Source organism: Streptomyces prasinopilosus (genome assembly GCF_001419695.1).
GTDB lineage: Bacteria > Actinomycetota > Actinomycetes > Streptomycetales > Streptomycetaceae > Streptomyces > Streptomyces prasinopilosus.
Map to the genome: position 1 here is coordinate 1 of NZ_LIRG01000977.1, position 3,361 is coordinate 3,361.

Annotated in this window: 3 protein-coding genes; all 3 read left to right on the forward strand. The window is 75.7% G+C overall.

The features are described 5' to 3' along the window. Positions 1 to 329 precede the first annotated feature (329 nt). Complete coding sequence (locus AOK18_RS29245) at positions 330 to 848, forward strand: DUF2617 family protein (RefSeq protein ID WP_055574651.1); 519 nt, start codon at positions 330 to 332, stop codon at positions 846 to 848. Positions 849 to 968: 120 nt separating this feature from the next. Further along, positions 969 to 2,675, forward strand: a complete 1,707-nt coding sequence (locus tag AOK18_RS29250) for a polyamine aminopropyltransferase (protein ID WP_055696266.1) — start codon at positions 969 to 971, stop codon at positions 2,673 to 2,675. A gap of 213 nt (positions 2,676 to 2,888) precedes the next feature. Further along, positions 2,889 to 3,361, forward strand: a 473-nt coding sequence (locus AOK18_RS29255; protein WP_276205378.1) for an SRPBCC domain-containing protein, incomplete at its 3' end; no start/stop codon positions are given.

Consider the following 3,361-nt stretch of genomic DNA (forward strand, 5'->3'; position numbering starts at 1 on the left):
GGCCGGGGGCGGGTGCGCGCCGCGCGTGCGCCGGGTGAGCACCGGACTCGCGCCAGGTGCGCGCCAGGCGTCCGCCGGGTTCGCTCCTTGAACAGGTGAACCGAAGGGCCCCCGAGGGGATGGAAAACGCACGAAGTTGGGTAAAAACGCTGTGGTGGCACCATAGTTCATGGTTCGCTCTTCTTCACCAGCACAGCCCTCGGACCTCCCGCGGACCTCGTCCGGCCGGCCGGCGGGCTGGCGGGCCGAACCTCCGGGGCGACCGGGGCGTGACGGACGCCCGCATCTCCTCCCCGCCCCTCCTCCCTGTGCGTTTGCGGAGCCGTTCCATGCTCACGACCCTGACCACCGCCTACACCGACACCCGTGCGGCCGACCTCGCCTGGGCCCTGGGGCGCGAGCCGCTGCCCGCGCTGGCCACGCTCGACCTCGAACTGACGGGGGCCACGGTCCAGCTGAGGCTCCTCGGCGCGTCCCACCAGGTGCTGCTGGAGGAGGAAGAGGGCGTCTGTTCGGAGACCGTGGCGTGCATCCGGGGCCGCAGGACACCCCTCCCGATGGGCGTCGCCACCCGGGTGGGCGACTGGGAGTACGAGTTCGCCGCCCGCGTGGAGACGCTCTCCCCGGGCTCCTTCGCGGGCCGCGCCCAGGAACTGCTCGCCCTGGTCTCCGACCATCCGCAGGGGCTCGCCGGGGTGTTCCCCGGGAGCCCGCACGCGTTCACCGCGATGCTCGCCCAGCGCCAGGGGAGCCAGGTCCACTGGCGGACCTGGCACGCCTACCCCCAGGAGGGCCGGATCGTGGCGACCCGCACACGGGTGGGCGTACGGGTGAGGGAATACGTGTGAGCGGCCCCGCACCGGCGGCCCGTGCGAGGTACCGCGGTTTCGCCGAAGGGGGGCAACGATAAACAAAAATCACACGTGTGGGTGACGATCCGCAGCGGAGCAGTAACGTAACGTCGCAACGTGATCGAACCGCAGGCCCCCGCTCCGCCCCGCTCCGCGCACCCCCGGCACAGGCCGCGCGCCAGCGGCAGTGGCGGCGCCGGCGGTGAAGCCGGCGGCGGCGACGGTTCGTGCGGTGCGCTGCGCCTGCCCGTGCGGCAGGCCACCGGACGGTTCCTGGTCCTCGCGGGCGTGTTCGTGTGCGCGGCCTGCGGGCTGGTGTACGAACTCGAACTCGTCGCGCTCGCGGCGTACCTGATGGGCGATTCGGTCACCCAGGCGTCGGTCGTGCTGTCCGTCATGGTCTTCGCCATGGGCGTCGGTTCGCTGGCCGCCAAGCGGCTGCGGCGGCACGCGGCGGCCGGCTTCGGCGCCGTCGAGGCGGCCCTCGCCCTCGTCGGCGGCTGCAGCGCGATGGCCCTGTACGCCGTCTTCGCCTGGACCGGGGACTGGGGCGGCCCGTGGGCGCACGGGCCGCCCGTCCTGCTGGTCGTCTTCTCGCTCGCCGTCGGCCTGCTGATCGGGGCCGAGGTACCGCTCCTGATGGAGCTGATCCAGCGGATCCGCCGCCAGGACGCGGGCGGCGCGGTGGCCGACCTGTTCGCGGCGGACTACGTCGGCGCCCTCGTCGGCGGGCTCGCCTTCCCGTTCCTCCTCCTGCCGTTCCTCGGCCAGCTGACGGGGACGCTGATCACCGGCGCGGTCAACACGGTGGTCGGCGGCGCGCTGGTGCTCGGCCTGTTCCGGCAGGACCTCACCCGCCGCGCCCGGCGGCTGCTGATCGCGGCCAACCTCTGCGTGCTGACCGTCCTCGCCTCGGCCACCGTCCTGGTCGACGACTTCGAACAGGCCGCCCGCCGCGCCATGTACGGCCCGGACGTCCGGGTGGCCCTGCGGACCGACGTCCAGGAGGTGGTGCTCACCGGCGACCGGGACGGCCGCTCCCTCGGCCTGTTCCTCGACGGCCGGCTCCGGGCCGGCGGCCGGGACGAACTCCGCCACCACGAGGCGCTGGTGCACCCCGCCATGACCGGCCCGCACGCACGCGTGCTCGTCCTCGGCGGCGGCGATGGGCTGACCGCCCGCGAAGTGCTGCGCCACCCCGGCGTGCGGCGCGTCGACGTCGTCGAACTCGACGCGGGCGTGGTGCGCCTGGCCCGCCGCGATCCCGCCCTGTCCGCGCTGAACGGCCGCGCCCTCGACGACCCGCGCGTGCGCGTCACCACCGAGGACGCCTTCGACTGGCTGCGCGGGGCGCCCCCGGCCGCGTACGACGTGGTGGTGTCCGACCTGCCGCACCCGGAGATCACCGCGAGCACCAAGCTGTACTCGCGGGAGTTCTACGGCCTGGCCCGGCGCGCGCTGGCCCCCGACGGGCGGCTCGTGGTGCACGCGGGACCGGTGACGTCCCGGCCCGAGGCGTACTGGACGGTGGAGTCGACCCTCCGCTCGGCCGGTTTCCGCACGGCCCCGTACGGCACGGGCGGCCGGCCGGCCGGTCCCGCCACCGGAGCCGCCCGCACCCCGGAGGACACCGCCCGCGCCCCGCGCGAGCGGGGCTTCGTCCTCGCCGCCCGCACCGACCCCGACCTGCGCCTCGACCCGTCCGGCCCCCGCCCGCGCACCCTCACCGACGACTCCCTCGCCGCCGGCGCGCGGGCCGTCGAGCGCACGCGCGTTCCCGGCCTCCCGCCGTCGACGCTGATCCATCCCCGGTACGCGCGGTGAGCCGTGACCGCCGGTGGGCCGCTGTCGTCGGTGGGCCGCGACCACCGGTGAGCCGCGACCGCCGGTGTTCCCCGGCCGCCGCCGAGCCGCTGTCGCCCCGGGCCCGCAACGCCGGCCCGGGGCGGCCCCGGAGGCGTGTCCGGGGCGTGTCCGCTGCGCCTTTCGTGCCGACGGGGGTACGGTCCGGCGTTCCCGTGGGTAGGCTCCGCAGTCATGGAGCACGAGGTGTTCGTTCCGGTTCCGGTGGAGCGGCTCAGGGAGGCGCTGGACGATCCCGCGCGGGTCGCCCGCGCGGTGCCGGGGCTCCAGCACGACGCCGGAGCCGATCCGGTCGCCGGACGGCTGAAGGTCCGCATCGGCGGCCACTCCATCACCTACCGGGGCGCCGTCCGGGTGACCCGGCGGGACGACGGTTCCTACGCCGTCGAGGGCGACGCCGCCGAGACCCGCGGCACCGGCACCGTGGAACTGGCGCTGCGGCTGAGCCCGCGGGACGCGGAGGGCGGGGCCACGCTCGCCGTGCACGGCACGGCGACGGCCGACGGCCGGGTGACGGAGCTGCCGCCGGACGCGGTGGCCTCGGCGGTGGCCCGCCTGCTGAACCGTTTCGCGGCGAACCTGGGGACGACCACCGGGGCGACCGCGGAGACGGCGGCAGCTCCGTCACCCGGCCGTCGGCCGTCGCC

Excerpts from the sequence above, each read along its gene's own strand:
- AOK18_RS29245 (WP_055574651.1), top strand. The coding sequence starts at position 330 with ATGCTCACGACCCTGACCACCGCCTACACCGACACCCGTGCGGCCGAC.